Raw genomic sequence first — 16,198 nt, 5'->3', positions numbered from 1 at the left:
GACCGGTGAGCGAGTTGTGCCGGTTCATCCATGCGGAGAAGGCGAACTACCCGATCGTTCTGTTGTGCCGGGTGCTGCACGTTGCCCGCTCCTCCAACGAGTGTCCAAGATCACGGGGAAACTTCAACGTCGAGGTCGGTGGCGCCGAGGGCCCGCAGCCGGGCCACCTCCGCTGCTTTGTCGTCACCGGGGTCCGGCACCAGGTCAAGATGGACGCGGTCCGGCACAGTCTTTACGTCGGGCGAGCGGAGGAACTCAAGGTACGGGCCGACACCCTTGGCCGAGCGCCACACCGCATGGTCGTCGGTCACCTCGTGCAGGGTCCAGTCCATCGCCTCGTCCCAGAACCGGGCCATGGCCCGCGGATCCGCGCAGTCGACCACCACCGCGGCGATCGGCCCGGTGTCCCGGTACATCTCCCGAGGCTCCAGCACGCAGAACTCATTGCCCTCCGGGTCGGCGAGGACCGTCCACGGCACGTCGCCCTGGCCCACGTGGGCGGGCGTCGCACCGAGAGCTTCAAGGCGCGCGACCAACTCCGCCTGATGGGCCGCAGAGGTGGTGGCGAGATCGACGTGCACACGATTCTTTGTTGCCGTCTTGGGTTCCGGGACGGCAATGACGTCGATGCATACGCCGACCGGGTCCAGCCAATCGAAGCCGACGGGTTTGGCGGCGGCCGCGCCCGAACCCTCGCCGGTGACACTCCAGCCGAGCGCCTCCGCCCAGAACCGGCCGACCGCCGAGTCAGCAAGAGCCTTTATGTTCACCAGGACAGGTCGCAGCGTCATGCCGGCGATCCTATGCACCCGCTCTGCAGCGACATCTGCAGATACCGTCGCCAAACAGAGATCAACTCGCTCACCAGCCGTAATGCTCAGCTCGCCAATCAGAGAGCTCAGCCCCGCCAGGCCAACTGCTCACTCGCCAAGTTGGCTTTGTTCACGAGAACCGACAGCACCAGTACACGAGATTGGGAGGCGTCGGCGGCGCGTCGTGTTCGATGTTCATGAGAAACGACAGCGCCCCCAGCGCGCCCCGCCGTCGCAGGGCCTCGCCTCGGGAAGCCGCGATGAGGCCCCAAGTAGCTCTGCGTAGTGTTCCGACTCCTTGGCATCCGGCCACGGAGCCCGCGCAAAAACCGATTGGCGGACCACGGCGGCCGCTGCTACTTTCGCGGAGGCCGTGCGAGAGAACGAGGAGGTGGTACCCGTGAACACAGTATCGACATGGGTGCTCTCCTCCGGGGTCACGGTCGGACGATAGGTCGTCCGGGAGCGCCGTTCAAGCGCACTCCCGAAAGGCACGACCATGGCCCTTCACTTCGCTTCCGAACAGCGCCTCGACGACGGCGTCCTCGAACGCGAATTCACCCTCGGCGAGGTCCCCGGCATCCTGTGGACGCCCGCATCCGCATCCGCACCGGCGCCGCTGATCCTGCTCGGCCACCCCCCGCTCGGACTGCACAAGATGTACCCCCGACTGGTGGCGCGGGCCCGGCACGCCGCGGCGGATGGCTTCGCCGCGGCCACCATCGAGCTTCCCGGGAGCGGTGACCGGCCCCGTTGGGCCGCCGCCGAGCAGGCCCGCGCCGACCTGCGCCGGGCTATGGAAGCCGGCGATCCGGTCAGCGACGAGATCATCGCCGCCCTCATCCTCCCGCTCGTCGACAAGGCGGTCCCGGAATGGCAGGCCGCCCTTGACGCCCTCCTGCCGCTGCCCGAGATCGGCGGCCCGGTCGGGTACTCGGGGGGAGTGATCTCCATCGGCGTTCGCCTTGCGGTGGTCGAGCCGCGCATCGTGGCCGCCGGTTTCTTCGCCGGGAGTTTCGTGCCTCGCGCCATGTTCGAGGAGGCCCGCCAGGTCACCATTCCGCTGCACGTCCTGCTGCAGTGGGACGACGAAGGGAACGACCGGCAGGCGGCCCTGGACCTGTTCGACGCCTTCGGCTCCAAGGAGAAGTCCCTGCACGCCAATATGGGCGGGCACACCGGCGTCCCGCAGTTCGCGGGGGACGCCGCGGCCCAGTTCTTCACCCGGCACCTGAAGTGAGGCCGGTCCGCCAGGCCATCAGCAGACGGTAAGCCATGTTGGCCAGGATGCTGCTCGTCGAGGGCAGGTCCCGGCGCTCCTCTGCTGTTTATGCCGCGGGCCCCTGCCAACTCGGCAGGGGCCCGCGCTGCCCGAAGCCATGGACTGTCTCGTGTCCAGGTGCTGTCGGCTCTCGTGGACAAAGCCACCAAGTGAAGCGCGTAAGTCACAGCAGTGACAACAAGCGCTGAAATGTGACAGCTAACGCTGGAAGTCACATCAACGGCCCACAAGTGGCGTGGCACACTTTTGCAAGCGGCTGCTTGCAATAGTTAGCAGGGGTGCGGCAAGGTGGAGGCATGGCATCGCTCAACGTCGGCAATCTCGGTGAGTACCTGCGCGAACAGCGGCGGAACGCGCAGCTGTCGTTGCGGCAGCTCGCCGATGCCGCCGGGGTGTCCAATCCGTATCTGAGTCAGATCGAGCGCGGGCTGCGCAAGCCGAGCGCGGAGGTGTTGCAGCAGGTCGCGAAGGCGCTGCGGATCTCCGCCGAGACGTTGTACGTCCGCGCCGGGATCCTCGATGCGGAGCGGGATCGTGAGGAGGTGGAGACACGCGCCGTCATCCTCGCCGACCCCACGCTCAACGAGCGGCAGAAACAGGTTCTGCTCCAGATCTACGAGTCCTTCCGCAAGGAGAACGGGACCGAGATCGCCCAGATGGGCGAGGGGCAGGACCCGCAGGACGCTCAGAGCGTGGCGGATACCCAGAACGCCCAGAAAACCGCCGGCCCCGGCCCCCGCACGGCCGACGGCAGCGATGCAGGTTCGCAGCAGACGGCCAGTTGACCGGCAGACGGTAAGCAGGCGGTAGGCGCAGTGGACAGCGCAATAGACATAGCGGACAGGGCTTACGCTCTGTGGGCGGACCACTACAAAACCCTCAGCTGAAAGCAAATCCGGAGGACCATCGCCATGGCCATCACCGAAGACCTGCGTAAGACCCTCAGTGACCCGACCCCCCTCTACTTCGCGGCCGGCACCGCCGACCTCGCCCTCCAGCAGGCCAAGAAGGTGCCCACCCTGGTCGAGCAGCTGCGCGCCGAGGCCCCGGCCCGCATCGACGCCGTACGCCACACCGACCCGAAGGCCGTCCAGGAGAAGGCGACCGCTCGGGTGAAGGAGACCCAGGAGAAGGCCTCCGCCCGCGTCAAGGAGACGCAGGAGACCTTCCAGACCAAGGTCACCGAGTTCATCGGCACCCTCGACACCGACCTGAAGAGGCTCGGCGAGACCGCCCAGGACATCGCCCTGCGCAGTGTCGGCGTCGCCGCCGAGTACGCCGTGAAGGCCCGTGAGACCTACGAGAAGGTCGCCGAGCACGGTGAGCAGACCGTGAAGACCTGGCGCGGCGAGGCCGCCGAGGAGATCGAGGAGCTCGCGGTCGCCGTCGAGCCGAAGTCGGAGCCCGTCGAGGTCAAGGAGGAGAAGGCGGAGGAGAAGCCGGCCCAGGCACAGGCCGAGCCCGCCCCCGCCAAGAAGACCGCGGCGAAGAAGGCCCCGGCCAGGAAGACCACCGCGAAGAAGACGACGCCTCCGGCGAAGTAAGTCCCGGACGGCGAGCAGTACGCCGCAGTACGGCAACGGGTCGGGCACCTTTGGGGTGCCCGACCCGTTCTCCGGGTACGGTGGCCGTAAGACGAATCGACGCGGGTGGTGGGCATTGTGCTGTTGACGGCATTCAGCGGCTTCATGTCGTTGATCTTTCTCGCCATGCTGGTGTTCGCCGTGGTGGCGCTGGTCATGGCCGCGATGGCGCGCGAAGACGCGTATCGCGCCGCCGACAAGCAGAGCAAGATGTTCTGGCTGATCATCCTGGGCGTCACGGTCGCCGTGAACCTGTTCGTGCCGTTCCTCTTCCTGCAGATCGCGGGCCTCATCGCCACGATCGTCTTCTTCGTGGACGTCCGGCCCGCCATCCGGCAGATCTCGGGCGGGGGCGGTGGCGGCCGCCGCGGTTCGAGCAGCGACGGGCCGTACGGGCCGTACAACGGCGGTCGGTGACCGAGGCCCTGACCTTCGAGCCGTGACCTTCGAGTACGAGTACTAGTGCGACGACGGTCGTGCGCGGCTTGTGCGGCTCCTTTCACGGCTATGAGTACGGCGGCCGCGCGTACGCGTGCCGCCGGTGACCGCTAACCCTCGTAACCCTCGCGGTCCGAGCGGTCCAGCAGGAGCACCGCCACGTCGTCCGTCAGTTCGCCGCCGTTGAGGTCGCGGACCTCGTTCACCGCCGCCCGCAGGAGTTCCTCGCCGCTCAGGCCCTGGGCGAGCTGGCGGCGGATCATGTCGACCATGCCGTCCTGGCCGAGGCGTTCGCCGTCCTCGCCGACGCGGCCCTCAATGAGGCCGTCGGTGTAGAGCATCAGGCTCCAGGCGGCACCCAGCTCGATCTGGGTGCGGGGCCAGCGGGCGTGGGGGAGCAGACCGAGGGCGGGGCCGTTGTTGTCGTACGGCAGGAGCTGGGCCGGGCGGCCCGGGCGGGCGATCAGCGGGGACGGATGGCCGGCCAGGCACAGGCCCGCGCTGCGGCCGTCCGGCGCGATGTCGACCGTGCAGAGGGTCGCGAAGATCTCGTCGTTCTCGCGCTCGTGCTCCAGGACGCGCTGGAGGGTGGAGAGCAGTTCGTCGCCGCACAGCCCCGCGAACGTCAGCGCCCTCCAGGCGATCCGGAGCTCCACGCCGAGCGCCGCCTCGTCGGGGCCGTGCCCGCAGACGTCGCCGATCATGGCGTGCACGGTGCCGTCGGGGGTGCGGACGGTGTCGTAGAAGTCGCCGCCGAGCAGGGCGCGGGAACGGCCCGGGCGGTAGCGGGCGGCGAAGCGGAGCGTGGAGCCCTCCAGGAGGGGCGTGGGCAGGAGGCCGCGCTCCAGGCGGGCGTTCTCCTGGGCCCGCAGTTTGGACTCGGTGAGCCGTCGCTCGGCCCTGTCGGAACGCTTCCGCTCCACCGCGTACCGGATCGCCCGGCTCAGCAGCCGCCCGTCCAGCTCGTCCCGGAACAGATAGTCCTGCGCGCCCACGCGCACCGCCTCCGCGCCCCGCTCGGCGTCGCCGGACGCGGTGAGCGCGAGTACGGCGTGCCGGGGCGCGAGCTTCAGTACGTGCTTGAGCACGGCCAGTTCGTCGGCCACCACTCCGTCGGCGCCGTCAGCCCTGTCGGATCTATCGGCTTTGTCGGCCCTGTCGGCTCTGTCTCCCGCGCGGCCCGGGGCCGGCAGTGCGAGGTCGAGCAGGATGCAGTTGACGTCGTCGGTGAGCAGTCGCCCGGCCTCGGTGAGGTTGCGGGCGGTGCGTACGCGGATCGGCTTGCCCGCGGAGTCGAGCAGTTCGGGCACGCTGAGGGAACCCGCCGGGTCGTCCTCGATCAGCAGGACGGTGAGGTTGGTGTTGCTGTCGGCAGGGGTGGCGGTGGGCATGGCGCTCCGGTCCGCCTCCTCCCGGGACGGGCCCTGGGACGGGCCCCGGGGCGGGCCCTGCGGTGGGCCGCTGGGTGCGGACACGGTGTGCGCCCGACCACTCTCCACGGCCGGGATCGCTCTCTGCCGCGGTACGGGTACGGGCATCGGCTTGGGTTCCTTCCCTCCCCCCGAGGGCACGGTGGGACGAGGCCTCGAACCACCGACCGGGACCATAGCGGTCGTCGGCGCCGCAATGGAATGCTCCGCCGCGCGCCGTCCGGCCAAGGGCCCCCGTCATATGCCGCATCCGGTAACGCACTTGGACATGGCGTGGCCCTCCACGGGAATGACGAATCTCACGTGCGCGGGGTTGCTCGGCGCGGCGAACGTGCGGTGGGTCACGTGGGGTGAGTCACGTGACGTGCGGCCGAGGGCACCCTTGGGTGGTTGACGCGGTTTTGCCGCCTTTGGGTCGGCTTGGCGCGTGTGGGGGATGCCCCGTTGGCCGGGGATCACGCGTCCGGTCGTACGACCCCCAGGATCGGCATCGAACCCGCGCCCGCGATCGTCACCGTGCGCCCCGGGCGGGGGGCGTGGACCATCGCGCCGTCCCCTATGTACATCGCGACGTGGCTGGCGTCCGGGTTGTAGATGATGAGGTCGCCGGGGCGCATGTCCTTGATGTCGATGTGCTTGAGCTGCCTCCACTGCTCCTGGGAGGTGCGGGGGATGTTCGTGCCGGCCGCGATCCAGGCCTGAGAGGTGAGACCCGAGCAGTCGTACGTCCCGGGGCCTTCGGCGCCCCACTCGTACGGCTTGCCGATCTGGTCGGTCGCGAACTGCACGGCCGTCTTGCCCGGCGTGGAGGACTTGCCGTCGATGTCGTCGAGGACGCCGGAGCTCAGCCAGGTGGACTGCGCCTCGTAGGCGGCCTCCTCCTCCAGCTCGGCCAGCCGCTCGCGCTCCTCCTGCTCCAGCTCGGACTCCATCTTCTCCGCGGCGGCGATCTGCTTCTCGATCTTCTTCTGGGCCTTGGCCTTCGCCTTCCGGTTCTCCTCCAGCTTCTTCCACTGGTCGGAGGCGTCCCGCGCGTACTGCTCCAAGTCCTCCTGGGTGCGCTTCATTTCGGCGAGCAGGCCCTGGGACGCCTGCTGCCCCTGGTGCACTCGGCCGGCGCTGTCGAGGAACTCCTGCGGGTTGTTGCTCAGCCAGAGCCGGACCTCGGGCGGGAGGCCGCCACCGCGGTACTGGGCGCGGGCCGCGGCGCCCATCAGGTCCTTCAACTTGTCCAGCTTCTCCCGGCCCTTGACGATCTCGCGGGCCAGCTCGACGATCTCGGCGGACTGCTTTTCGGCCTTCTCCTCCGCCGCGTTGTACACGTCCGTGGCGACCGCCGCGTCGTGGTAGAGCTTGTCCAGCTTCTCGCGGACGACTTCAAGCTCCTCGTTGCTCACGGGGGCCGGGCTCGCTGAGGGGGCCGGGCTCGCCGAGGGGGCCGTCGGGCTCGGTGCGGGGTCCGGTTCCGCGGCGCTCGCGTAGGCCATGCCGGGTGCCCCCAGCGCGGTCACCGCGCAGACCAGGGCCACCGCCGCCATGGTCAGGCTCCGCTTGCCGGTCGTCATACCCCTACCCCCAACCTGATTAACCGTCGGTAACTTCTGGACGCCTGGGGGATCGTGCCACGTCATCGCGCAATGCGACAGAGGCGGACGGAAACTCTCTTCCCCATTCCATCCCCCCACATGACGATCTCCTCGCATGTGTGACGAACGATTCATGGTGATCGTTCCCGTTCGTCATGAGGTGATCGCCTGGGAGATCGTTTATGAGGTGATCGTCATGGGGGGGGGATCGTTCCCGTCCGCATGAGAGGACGGCGACGCGTCACCCCCGAGGCGCCAACGCCTCCCAGGCCACCGTGATCTCGCCCTGGCGCCACCGGGACATCCCGTCCCACACCGGCCAGTCGGCGGCCACGTCGCGGACCGTGCGTATCCAGCGTTGGCGGGCGCCGTAGGAGGCGTAGGGGGCCGCGGCGGCCCAGGCCTGGTCGAGGTCGCGGAGGAAGGCGTGGACCGGTTCGCCGGGGACATTGCGGTGGATGAGTGCCTTCGGGAGGCGTTCGGCGAGGTCGGACGGGCGGTCGAGGGAACCGAGGCGGGTGGCGAAGGTGACCGTGCGGGGGCCCTCCGGGCCGAGGGCGACCCAGACGTGGCGGCGGCCGATCTCGTCGCAGGTGCCCTCGACGAGCAGCCCGCCCCGGGAGCCGTCTGTCGCCGGTGCCAGCCGGGCGCACAGCCGGTCCCAGACGGCGGCCACTTCGGCCTCGTCGTACTGGCGCAGCACGTTCGCCGCCCGGATCAGCGCCGGGCGCCCCTCCACCGGAACCTCGAAGCCCCCGTGCCGGAAGGCCAGGCCCTCCCGCTCGTACGGCCGCGCGGCCGCGACCCGGGCCGGGTCGATCTCGACGCCGACCACGCGCGTGCGTGGCGCGACCGTACGCAGCCGCTGGAGCAGTTCGACCGCGGTCCACGGCGCGGCCCCGTACCCGAGGTCGACCGCCACCGAGTCCGTGGCACGGCGGAACTCGGCGCCATGCGTGGCCGCGATCCAGCGGTCCATACGACGCAGACGGTTCGGATTCGTGGTCCCGCGCGTCACCGTACCCACGGGGCGGGACGCTGCGCGGGCTGTCATGCGTACGAGAGTATGCGGGCCGGTTGGAGCCGTGTGCAGCCTGTGGATAACTCCCGCCGGCCTGTGCCGGGCGTTGATGGTGCCCGCGGCGCCAGTACTCGATGACACTCATGTGACCCGGCCACCCGGCCACAGCTCACCGCCCCCTCGCCGTACGCGCCACGCACTCTTCGCTCGAACGGTTGAGCGATCACGCGTAATGATTCGGCAAAGTGGAAATGGAACGACCTCGTCCGGTGTTCTTCCTGACCGGAGGGTGTCACGTGTCGTCCTCCGTCCGGCATGTCCGCAGCAGGGAGGAACGCCTCGTGAGCCAGTACGTGAGCAGGCTCGGGCGTCGCTCCCCAGCCTCGTCCGCACGGCTTCGACTGCACCACCGCAAGCCGCGCCGGGTCGCCATGCTCTCCGTGCACACCTCACCGCTGCACCAGCCCGGCACAGGGGACGCCGGCGGCATGAACGTCTACATCGTGGAGCTCGCCCAGCGCCTCGCCGCGATCAACATCGAGGTTGAGATCTTCACGCGCGCGACCACCGCCGCCCTCCAGCCGAGCGTCGAACTCGCCCCCGGTGTCCTCGTCCGGCACGTCGACGCGGGCCCGTACGAGGGCCTCGCCAAGGAGGACCTCCCGGCCCAGCTCTGTGCCTTCACGCACGGGGTGATGCAGGCCTGGGCGGGCCACCGCCCCGGCTACTACGACCTCGTCCACTCGCACTACTGGCTCTCCGGCCACGTCGGCTGGCTCGCCGCCGAACGCTGGGGCGCCCCCCTGGTGCACGCCATGCACACCATGGCCAAGGTCAAGAACGCGGCGCTCGCCGAGGGCGACACCCCCGAACCCACCGCCCGCGTCATCGGCGAGACCCAGATAGTCCGCGCCGCCGACCGCCTGATCGCCAACACGGCCGAGGAAGCCGACGAACTCGTACGCCACTACGAGGCCGACCCCGGCAAGGTCGCCGTCGTCCACCCGGGCGTCAACCTCGACCGCTTCCGCCCCGCGGACGGCCGCGCCGCCGCCCGCGCCCGCCTCGGCCTCCCGCAGGACGCGCTCATCCCGCTCTTCGCGGGCCGTATACAGCCCCTGAAGGCTCCGGACGTGCTCCTGCGCGCGGTGGCCGTCCTCCTCGACGAGCGCCCGGAACTCCGTTCGAAGATCGTCGTCCCCGTGGTGGGCGGCCCCAGCGGCAGCGGCCTCGCCAAGCCCGAGGGCCTGCAGAAGCTCGCCGCGCGCCTGGGCATCGCCGATGTCGTGTGCTTCCGGCCGCCCGTCGGGCAGGAACAGCTCGCGGACTGGTTCCGGGCCGCGTCCGTGCTGGTCATGCCCTCGTACAGCGAGTCCTTCGGGCTCGTCGCCATCGAGGCGCAGGCGGCCGGTACGCCGGTGCTCGCGGCCGCGGTCGGTGGGCTCCCCGTCGCCGTACGCCACCAGGAGACCGGATTCCTCGTCCAGGGGCACGATCCCGTCGCCTACGCGCGCGTGCTCCACGATTTCGCCGACCGCCCGGAGCTGCCGTCCCGCATGGGCGCGGCCGCCGCCCTCCACGCCGAGTCCTTCGGCTGGGACACGGCGGCCGCGGCGACGGCGGACGTGTACACGGAGGCCGTGCAGGCCCACCGCCGCAGGGGACGCGTCCACTACGCCTGAAGTGCACCGGGCGGGACCACTACAGGTGGTCAACTACAGGTGGTCCACTACGCCTGACGTACACCGACTGACATGCACCACCTGACGTGCACCACCTGACGTGCACCGCTTGGAGAGCCCGCCGTCGCCCGTCGCGTACGCTCGCACCATGGCTGACGCAGCGTCGATCATCGAGCAGGTGTTCACCGAGGCCGAGCTCGAATGGGAGAGCCCCGAGGCGGGCTCGTACGTAGTGAAGCTCCCCGGCACCCGCAAGCTCTCCACGACCGTCTCGCTCATCGTCGGCAAGCACTCGCTCTCCCTGAACGCCTTCGTGATCCGCCACCCCGACGAGAACCAAGAGGGCGTCCACCGCTGGCTCCTGGAACGCAACCTCAAGCTGTACGGAGTGAGTTACGCCGTCGACCCGCTCGGTGACGTGTACCTGGTCGGCAAACTGCCGTTGGCCGCCGTCACCCCGGAGGAGGTGGACCGACTACTTGGCTCGGTCCTGGAAGCCGCCGACGGCGCTTTCAACACCCTCCTGGAACTCGGTTTCGCGTCCGCGATCCGCAGGGAGTACGCCTGGCGGGTGTCACGCGGCGAATCGACCCGCAACCTGGAGGCGTTCAGCCACTTGACGGAGCGGCCCGTCGAGTGAGCGGAGCGGCGCGGGCGTAGCGACCCGGCGGCACACCCACCAACCGCTTGAAGTGGCGGGAGAGATGAGCCTGGTCGTAGAACCCGGTGGCGGTGGCCACCTCGACCGGCCGGCCCCCCTCCAGGAGCATCCTTCGCGCCCGCTCGACCCGTCGCGACATGAGGTACTGGTGGGGCGCGATACCGAAGGCGCCGCTGAACGCCCGTACGAGGTGGGTGGGATGGGCATGCACGAGCGCGGCGGCCTCGTCCAGACTCACGCCCTGCGTGACCCGCTCGTCCAGCAGCTCGCGGAGGCGGCGGGCGAGAAGGCGGTTGCCCGAGCACGGGCCCCGTACGGCATCGCCCCGGGGCCACAGATGCCCCCGCAACCGCTCCCCGATCAGCGCCAGCCTGCTCTCCGCCTCCAACTCGTCCCCCGGACGTGCGAGGACGGTGTGCAACTGCCCGACGCGCCGCCGCAGAACGGGATCGCGCAAGTCGGGCCCGTCGACGGCCGCCCCGATGAGACTCTTGTCCAACGTGCTCAGATCCAGATAGAGCACCCGCTTGCGAAAACCGTCCTCCGTGACCGGCGAACCGTTGTGCGGCACGTACGGCGGCAACAACGACACCGTGTCGTGCGGTGTGCCGTGCTCATGCCGATCGAGGTCGTACCGCACGGCCCCGTCGTCCACGATGAGCAACGTCCACGCCTCGTGTACGTGCATCGGGTACGCGTATTCCGTGTAGTGCGCGTGGAACACCTCCACCACCCCCCGGACGCGGGGGCGCCAGGCGGAAACCTCTCGTTGAGGGCGCATGCAAGGAACGTACAAGACGTCGCTGTTCGGTGGTCGGCAGTGTGGGGGACATGACCACTGACCACGCCACTGAGCACGTTCCGGCGGGCGTTCCGCCCCTCACCCGCTTCGACACCAAGATCGCCGTCCTCCTGAGGGACGACCTGGAGACCTGGCAGCGCCTCAATGTGACCGCCTTCCTGGTCAGTGGCCTGGGCACGCAGATCCCGGAGGTCATCGGCGAACCGTACGAGGACGCGGACGGCGTCCGGTACCTGCCGATGTTCCGCCAGCCCGTCCTGATCTTCGAGGGCTCGAAGGAGACCCTGACCGCGACCCACGCACGCGCCCTGTCCCGCGCCCTCCCCCGCTCCCTGTTCACCTCCGACCTCTTCTCCACGGGCAACGACCACGACAACCGCACCGCCGTACGCGCCGTCCCAACCCGAGAACTCGACCTGGCCGGCCTCGCGGTGTACGGCCCGCGCAACGCCGTGGACAAGACACTGAAGGGGGCACGGATGCACCCGTGAGGTCCGTCAGGGGTTCGAGCCCAGTACCCGCCCGCATCCGATCCGGCGGAGCCCCGAGTGTCGTACCCCCCTGCCAGGATGCACGGATGACCTCACCCCACCACCGGACCAGTGACCTCCACCAGCGTCTTCGCGCCCAGTTGGCAGCGCAGGTCGAAGGCATCGAGCCATGGGACGAGCTGGAGCGAGTTCACCAGAAGACCACCGCCGACTGGCTCGCGAGCGGCGCGCCGGTGTACCGGACGCGCAAACCCGACGTCCCCGCGATGCACCTGGTCAGCTATTTCGTAGTCGTCGACGAGGAGCGCAGGGAACTCCTCCTCGTCGCACACCGCAAGGCCGGGCTGTGGCTTCCCACCGGAGGGCATGTGGAGCCGGGCGAGGAGCCGTGGGCCGCCGTCGTACGCGAGTGCCGGGAGGAGTTGGGCATCCCGGCCGTAGCCTCGACGAGCACTGGAGCACGGCCCTTCTTCCTCACGGTCACCCGGACCCGGGGCCAGGGCGAGCACACCGATGTCTCGCTCTGGCATGTCCTCCACGCGGACGTCGGCAGTATCACCTTCTACGACGACGAGGAGTTCACAGCGATCCGGTGGCTCACTCCTGAGCAGGTACTTGCTGAGCCGCTGACCTCGCTGGACCCACACATGCACCGCTTCACCCGCAAGCTGGCCCATGCCTGGACAGCTGAGCCGTAGCAAGTCAAAACGCCCCCGACCTGCACCATAAGTGCAGGTCGGGGGCTTACTGGCGTCGAGTTACTTCTTCTTCCCCTGGTTCTTGACCGCCTCAATAGCAGCCGCAGCCGCCTCCGGGTCAAGGTAAGTACCGCCGGGGTTGACCGGCTTGAAGTCCGCGTCCAGCTCGTACGAGAGGGGGATGCCCGTCGGGATGTTGAGGCCGGCGATGTCGGCGTCGGAGATGCTGTCGAGGTGCTTGACGAGGGCGCGGAGGCTGTTGCCGTGGGCCGCGATCAGGACCGTGCGGCCGGCCAGGAGGTCGGGGACGATGCCGTCGTACCAGTAGGGGAGCATGCGGAGGACGACGTCCTTGAGGCACTCCGTGCGGGGGCGCAGCTCCGGCGGGATCGTCGCGTAGCGCGGGTCGTTCGACTGGGAGAACTCGGAGCCGTCCTCAAGGGCGGGCGGCGGGGTGTCGTACGAGCGGCGCCAGAGCATGAACTGCTCCTCGCCGAACTCGGCGAGGGTCTGCGCCTTGTCCTTGCCCTGGAGGGCGCCGTAGTGGCGCTCGTTCAGGCGCCAGGAGCGCTTGACCGGGATCCACAGGCGGTCGGCGGACTCCAGCGCGAGCTGCGCGGTGCGGATCGCGCGCTTCTGGAGGGAGGTGTGCAGTACGTCAGGGAGCAGGCCGGCGTCCTTCAGCAGCTCGCCGCCGCGCGTCGCCTCCTTCTCGCCCTTCGCGGTCAGGTTGACGTCCACCCAGCCGGTGAACAGGTTCTTCTCGTTCCACTCGCTCTCGCCGTGGCGGAGGAGGATCAGCTTGTACGGTGCGTCGGCCATGCCCCTGAGCGTAATGGACGGCTCTGTCGGCTTCGATCGGGCCTTCGGAACCCCTTTTCACCCGTTTTTTCCACCCGTTCTTTACGCCCGTTCGACGATGGCCTGCGTCCATTTAAATGGGTGGTCATGTGGAGGCCCGCACTCGTAAGTTGTGCACGCCGTCTGAGCCGCTTACGTCCGTGGGGGACCCGTCCATGCCACTCGCCGCCGCCGGACGCGCCGTCCGCGAGACCGTCTCGGGCCTTCCCCGCGAGTTCTGGTGGCTGTGGACCAGCACGCTCGTCAACCGGCTCGGCGCGTTCGTCGCCACCTTCATGGCGCTGTACCTGACGCTCGACCGCGGCTACTCCGCCATGTACGCCGGACTCGTCGCCGCCCTCCACGGCCTCGGCGGTGTCATCTCCTCCCTCGGCGCGGGCGTGATGACCGACCGGCTCGGGCGGCGGCCCACCCTGCTCGTCGCCCAGTCGTCCACCGCCGTCTCCGTCGCCCTGCTCGGCTTCGTGCACGACCCCGTGGCCATCGCGGCCGTGGCGTTCCTCGTCGGCGCCACCAGCAACGCCTCCCGGCCCGCTGTCCAGGCGATGATGGCCGACATCGTCCGGCCCGAGGACCGCGTCCGTGCCTTCTCCCTCAACTACTGGGCGATCAACCTCGGGTTCGCCGTCTCCTCCATGGCCGCCGGTTTCATCGCGGAGCACAGCTATCTGGCCGGGTTCCTGATCGAGGCCGGGATGACGATGGTCTGCGCCGTTCTCGTCTTCCTGAAGCTGCCGGAGTCCCGGCCCGCCCAGACAGCCAAGGCCTCCGCGGGACGACCCGAGGTCGGGCTCGGCACCGTACTGCGCGACGGGCGCTTCATGAGCGTCGTCGGGCTGTCCTTCCTGGTCGCCGTCGTCTTCCAGCAGGGAGCGGTCGGCCTGCCGGTCGCCATGGGCCGGGCCGGGTTCACGCCCGCGGACTACGGCCTCGCCATCGCCGTCAACGGTGTCCTCATCGTCGTCCTGCAGATCCCGGTCACCCGTTTCATCGAGCACCGGGACCCGCGCCGGCTCCTCGTGATCTCGTCACTGCTCGCCGGGTACGGCTTCGGCCTCACCGCCTTCGCGGGGTCCGTCGCCGTCTTCGCCCTCACCGTGTGCGTGTGGACCCTCGCGGAGATCGTCAACGCGCCCACCCAGACCGGGCTCGTCGTCCGTCTCTCCCCGGTGCACGGGCGCGGGCGCTACCAGGGCATGTACACGATGTCCTGGTCCGTGGCCGCCCTCGTCGCGCCCCTGATGTCCGGCTTCGTCATCGACCGGCTGGGCGCCGAGTGGCTCTGGGGGCTGTGCGCGGTGGTGGGGACCGTGGCGGGGGTGGGGTACGGGGCGCTGATGCGGCGGCTTCCCGAGGGGGAGGGGGCGTCAGAGGGGGCCTCGGCGGAGGATGCCGGTTCCCGCGCCGCCACCGGCTGAGGGGTCCCGTTCCACCAACGGGACCCCTTCTCGCACGTGCGACGCACTTCACAGATGTACGTCGCAGGCGCACTTCACAGATGCGCTTCACATACGTACGGAACGAGATTTACGTACGAACGAGATTTACGTACGTACGAAATCAGCCCACCCGGAAATCAGCACCCGTACGCGATCAGCCGCACTGGCACGGATTGCCGGACTGGCACCCGCAGGCGCAGCCGGAGCCGCAGCCGCAGGCGCCGACGAGCGGGAGGCTCTTGATCTCGGCGGGCTGCTGGGTCTCGCGCTCCTGGGTCGGGTCGGGCGTGCTCGGGGATTCGGCCATGGTCCCTCCTCGAAGGCTGTTGCCTGTGCCCATTGCATGCCCGTTCCGCTGGGCGCATCAAGGGCGCACAGAGGCTCGTGCACGCCCCGGTCAGTCCTTGTCAACCCCCGTCAGCCAGTGCCAGCCACTGCCAGAGCCCCTTCGGCCGCCCCCTGTGGCCCCCCTGTGGCCTCGCTAGGGCCCTCCTACGGCCCCTGCGCGCACCCTGGCCCCGGCCGTCAGGCGCCCTCGACCCCCGTGACCGGCTGGATGTCCGGCTGGATGTCGTCCGCGTGCTCACCCGTCACCAGGTACACCACGCGCTTGGCGACGGAGACCGCGTGGTCGGCGAAGCGCTCGTAGTAGCGGCCGAGGAGGGTGACGTCGACGGCGGTCTCGATGCCGTGCTTCCAGCGGTCGTCCATCAGGTGCTGGAAGAGGGCGCGGTGGAGGAGGTCCATCGCGTCGTCGTCCTGCTCAAGCTGCAGGGCGAGGTCGACGTCCTTGGTGACGATGACCTCGGCGGCCTTCGCCATCAGGCGCTGGGCGAGCTGGCCCATCTCCAGGATGGTGGCGTGCAGGTCCTGGGGGACCGCGCGCTCCGGGAAGCGCAGCCGGGTGAGCTTGGCGACGTGCTGGGCGAGGTCGCCGGAGCGCTCCAGGTCGGCCGACATGCGCAGCGAGGTGACGACTATGCGCAGGTCGGTCGCCACCGGCTGCTGGCGGGCCAGCAGGGCTATCGCGCGCGCCTCCAGGTCGTGCTGGAGGTCGTCGACCTTCTGGTCGCCCTCGATCACGTTCTCGGCCAGCTTCAGGTCGGAGTCGAGGATGGCCGTGGTGGCGCGCCCGATCGCCGATCCGACGAGCCGGGCCATCTCGACCAGTCCCTCGCCGATCGAGTCAAGTTCCTCGTGGTACGCGTCCCGCATCAGGATGTCCCTCTCTAGCGTTCATTCCGGGGGTCAGGGGCCCGGGCCCATGGCTTCCGGCCGCAGATGTGCGATGCGCGTATCGGCACCGATACGCCTATCAACACCGATACGCCCATCGGCATACCTGCCGTCCGGAATACCTATTGTCTGAATGGCGCCCCGTGAACCCCACGCTCCCACGTTCCGCCCTCGAC

The 16,198-nt window shown here is 69.3% G+C and carries 17 protein-coding genes; 9 read left to right on the top strand and 8 right to left on the bottom strand.

Annotated elements, in window-relative coordinates:
- Positions 1 to 110: 110 nt before the first annotated feature.
- A complete protein-coding gene (locus ACWD3C_RS36545) occupies positions 111 to 791 on the bottom strand; it encodes a VOC family protein (protein ID WP_451150885.1) in 681 nt (226 codons plus the stop codon).
- Positions 792 to 1,311: 520 nt separating this feature from the next.
- Here ACWD3C_RS36545 and ACWD3C_RS36540 point away from each other — a divergent pair.
- From ACWD3C_RS36540 to ACWD3C_RS36525, 4 genes are all read left to right on the top strand, one after another.
- A complete protein-coding gene (locus ACWD3C_RS36540) occupies positions 1,312 to 2,052 on the top strand; it encodes an alpha/beta hydrolase (protein WP_451150883.1) in 741 nt (246 codons plus the stop codon).
- 338 nt (positions 2,053 to 2,390) lie between these two features.
- A complete protein-coding gene (locus ACWD3C_RS36535; protein ID WP_451150881.1) occupies positions 2,391 to 2,879 on the top strand; it encodes a helix-turn-helix domain-containing protein in 489 nt (162 codons plus the stop codon).
- A gap of 126 nt (positions 2,880 to 3,005) precedes the next feature.
- Positions 3,006 to 3,638: a hypothetical protein gene (locus ACWD3C_RS36530; protein WP_451150879.1), complete on the top strand. Its 633-nt coding sequence runs from the start codon at positions 3,006 to 3,008 to the stop codon at positions 3,636 to 3,638.
- Positions 3,639 to 3,782: 144 nt separating this feature from the next.
- Positions 3,783 to 4,094, top strand: a complete 312-nt coding sequence (locus ACWD3C_RS36525) for a DUF2516 family protein (RefSeq protein ID WP_451150877.1) — start codon at positions 3,783 to 3,785, stop codon at positions 4,092 to 4,094.
- Positions 4,095 to 4,225: 131 nt separating this feature from the next.
- Here ACWD3C_RS36525 and ACWD3C_RS36520 read toward each other — a convergent pair whose 3' ends face one another.
- The 3 genes from ACWD3C_RS36520 to ACWD3C_RS36510 form a co-directional block, all read right to left on the bottom strand.
- Positions 4,226 to 5,653 (bottom strand): PP2C family protein-serine/threonine phosphatase, encoded by a 1,428-nt coding sequence (locus tag ACWD3C_RS36520; RefSeq protein WP_451150875.1) that lies wholly within the window; start codon positions 5,651 to 5,653, stop codon positions 4,226 to 4,228.
- 347 nt (positions 5,654 to 6,000) lie between these two features.
- A complete protein-coding gene (locus ACWD3C_RS36515; protein ID WP_451150873.1) occupies positions 6,001 to 7,110 on the bottom strand; it encodes an NlpC/P60 family protein in 1,110 nt (369 codons plus the stop codon).
- A gap of 262 nt (positions 7,111 to 7,372) precedes the next feature.
- On the bottom strand, positions 7,373 to 8,185 hold the full coding sequence (locus ACWD3C_RS36510; protein WP_451150871.1) for a class I SAM-dependent methyltransferase: 813 nt from the start codon (positions 8,183 to 8,185) through the stop codon (positions 7,373 to 7,375).
- A gap of 308 nt (positions 8,186 to 8,493) precedes the next feature.
- Here ACWD3C_RS36510 and mshA point away from each other — a divergent pair, with 308 nt between their 5' ends.
- Together mshA and ACWD3C_RS36500 are read left to right on the top strand one after the other, a co-directional pair.
- A complete protein-coding gene (gene mshA, locus ACWD3C_RS36505) occupies positions 8,494 to 9,834 on the top strand; it encodes a D-inositol-3-phosphate glycosyltransferase (RefSeq protein ID WP_451150869.1) in 1,341 nt (446 codons plus the stop codon).
- Between the two features lie 148 nt (positions 9,835 to 9,982).
- Positions 9,983 to 10,474, top strand: a complete 492-nt coding sequence (locus ACWD3C_RS36500; RefSeq protein ID WP_451150867.1) for a YbjN domain-containing protein — start codon at positions 9,983 to 9,985, stop codon at positions 10,472 to 10,474.
- Here the strand turns inward: ACWD3C_RS36500 and ACWD3C_RS36495 are convergent.
- Entirely contained in the window at positions 10,443 to 11,276 is an 834-nt protein-coding gene (locus ACWD3C_RS36495; protein WP_451150865.1) for an AraC family transcriptional regulator, read from the bottom strand. The two genes, ACWD3C_RS36500 and ACWD3C_RS36495, sit on opposite strands and share 32 nt — an antisense overlap.
- 50 nt (positions 11,277 to 11,326) lie before the next feature.
- Here ACWD3C_RS36495 and ACWD3C_RS36490 point away from each other — a divergent pair, with 50 nt between their 5' ends.
- Positions 11,327 to 11,788, top strand: a complete 462-nt coding sequence (locus ACWD3C_RS36490) for a DUF2000 family protein (protein WP_451150863.1) — start codon at positions 11,327 to 11,329, stop codon at positions 11,786 to 11,788.
- Positions 11,789 to 11,874: 86 nt separating this feature from the next.
- The gene (locus ACWD3C_RS36485; protein WP_451150861.1) at positions 11,875 to 12,486 is read left to right on the top strand and encodes an NUDIX hydrolase; all 612 of its coding nucleotides are present in this window, start codon (positions 11,875 to 11,877) and stop codon (positions 12,484 to 12,486) included.
- A gap of 60 nt (positions 12,487 to 12,546) precedes the next feature.
- Here ACWD3C_RS36485 and ACWD3C_RS36480 read toward each other — a convergent pair whose 3' ends face one another.
- Entirely contained in the window at positions 12,547 to 13,308 is a 762-nt protein-coding gene (locus ACWD3C_RS36480; RefSeq protein ID WP_451150859.1) for a phosphoglyceromutase, read from the bottom strand.
- A 194-nt stretch (positions 13,309 to 13,502) separates the two neighbouring features.
- Here ACWD3C_RS36480 and ACWD3C_RS36475 point away from each other — a divergent pair, with 194 nt between their 5' ends.
- The gene (locus ACWD3C_RS36475) at positions 13,503 to 14,765 is read left to right on the top strand and encodes an MDR family MFS transporter (RefSeq protein ID WP_451150857.1); all 1,263 of its coding nucleotides are present in this window, start codon (positions 13,503 to 13,505) and stop codon (positions 14,763 to 14,765) included.
- Positions 14,766 to 14,940: 175 nt separating this feature from the next.
- Here ACWD3C_RS36475 and ACWD3C_RS36470 read toward each other — a convergent pair whose 3' ends face one another.
- The gene (locus ACWD3C_RS36470) at positions 14,941 to 15,093 is read right to left on the bottom strand and encodes a hypothetical protein (protein ID WP_451150855.1); all 153 of its coding nucleotides are present in this window, start codon (positions 15,091 to 15,093) and stop codon (positions 14,941 to 14,943) included.
- A gap of 218 nt (positions 15,094 to 15,311) precedes the next feature.
- The gene (phoU, locus tag ACWD3C_RS36465) at positions 15,312 to 16,001 is read right to left on the bottom strand and encodes a phosphate signaling complex protein PhoU (protein WP_451150853.1); all 690 of its coding nucleotides are present in this window, start codon (positions 15,999 to 16,001) and stop codon (positions 15,312 to 15,314) included.
- Between the last annotated feature and the right edge of the window lie 197 nt (positions 16,002 to 16,198).

The organism is Streptomyces sp. NPDC002845, assembly GCF_053591955.1.
This window is presented reverse-complemented; position numbering and strand designations above follow the sequence as displayed.